This is a genomic window from Oleiphilus sp. HI0067, assembly GCF_001635735.1.
The window spans coordinates 1-1303 of record NZ_LWFI01001648.1 but is presented as its reverse complement, the minus strand read 5'-3'; the positions used below and the strand labels follow the sequence as shown (position 1 = coordinate 1303).

Sequence of the window (1303 nt, the reverse complement as noted above, 5' to 3'; positions counted from 1 at the left end):
GGATGCGATTAGCAATGAAATGACTCATTCATTGAAAAAGAAATATCAGGCATTAATCACTCATAGGTAGTCACTTGGCCCAACAAGTCTCTTCGTATATTCATGGTTTGGAACCATGGCAATACACCGTCTCTGCAGGCTTTACTTTGCGTGGACATTACACCCCTCCAACTGGAAAACCGGTGATTCATTTTCTTCATGGCAATGGATTTAACGGCTTGGTGTATGAAAAGTTCCTAGGGCCCTTGAGTAAACATTTCGATATCTTTTTGAGTAATGCGCAAGGACATGGCGATAGTGACGCAGGAGTTCGTCCTTTTACTGATTGGGATGATAGTGCATCTAGCTTTACTGAAGTGTGGCAGCACTATTCAACCTTATGGGCTGATGTGGAGCGAATAGGGATAGGCCATAGTTTTGGAGGTGTGAACACGTTATTGATGACACAGATCGACCCAAAGCTATTCACGAAAGTATTTTTGTTAGATCCAATTATTGGGTCGAGATCGTGGTCATATGCGGCGAATGGCTTACGCATGTTGGGTCTGTCAAAGCACTTTCCCCTGGCAAAACAAGCGCTTGTTCGCGGTACGTATTGGCCTGACGAAGAAGCATTATGGAATTACTTTTATCAACGCGGCACTTTCAAAGGCTGGGATGATGATTGTTTACGCTCCTACCTTAATCATGCGATAAAATCAGATGAAAACGGTGGTTTTTCACTGAAATGTCCGCCGAAAATAGAGAGTAATATTTTCTCGAGTTACTCGAACTCGGTTTGGTCTTCTCTAGCTGCCTTGGGTATACCTGTGCACATGATTTATGGCTCACGCACGTATGACTTTGTGCGTGCCAACTTGCCTAAGCTAGCGCGCCAATATCCCTTTGTAGAAGCAAGCAAAACCATTGGCGGGCATTGTTTTATGTTTGAACAGCCCGAGCAATCCAGTGAATTGCTGCTTTCTCTGCTTGGGTATGATGCTTAAGCCTTATTATTTGTGACGAAGTTCACTATAATCCTGCCTTTCTCAAACAATGGTTGTATAAAGAATGCGTGACGAAAGTATTTTGTTAGGTCAGGTCGAAGGGTTTATTTCTGTTTTGGCTCAATGCCAGGCGCTCGGAATTACCGTAGCTTCGGCACGCGAGAATGAATTAATCTTAGAACTTCCTTATACAGAGAAAATTATTGGTAACCCTGATACTGGTGTTATTCATGGGGGGGCGATTACTACCCTAATGGATACAGCTGCCGGCGCAGGGGTTTTATGTGCATTGCCAGAGTTTGAGCTCTGTCCAACTT

2 protein-coding genes are annotated in these 1303 nt (G+C 43.8%); both read left to right on the top strand.

What is annotated here, in order from left to right:
• Nucleotides 1–74: 74 nt before the first annotated feature.
• The gene (locus A3739_RS26600; protein WP_197472161.1) at nucleotides 75–986 is read left to right on the top strand and encodes an alpha/beta fold hydrolase; all 912 of its coding nucleotides are present in this window, start codon (nucleotides 75–77) and stop codon (nucleotides 984–986) included.
• Nucleotides 987–1050: 64 nt separating this feature from the next.
• Nucleotides 1051–1303 (top strand): PaaI family thioesterase (locus A3739_RS26595; protein WP_156502876.1); only part of this gene is annotated, 253 nt, incomplete at its 3' end.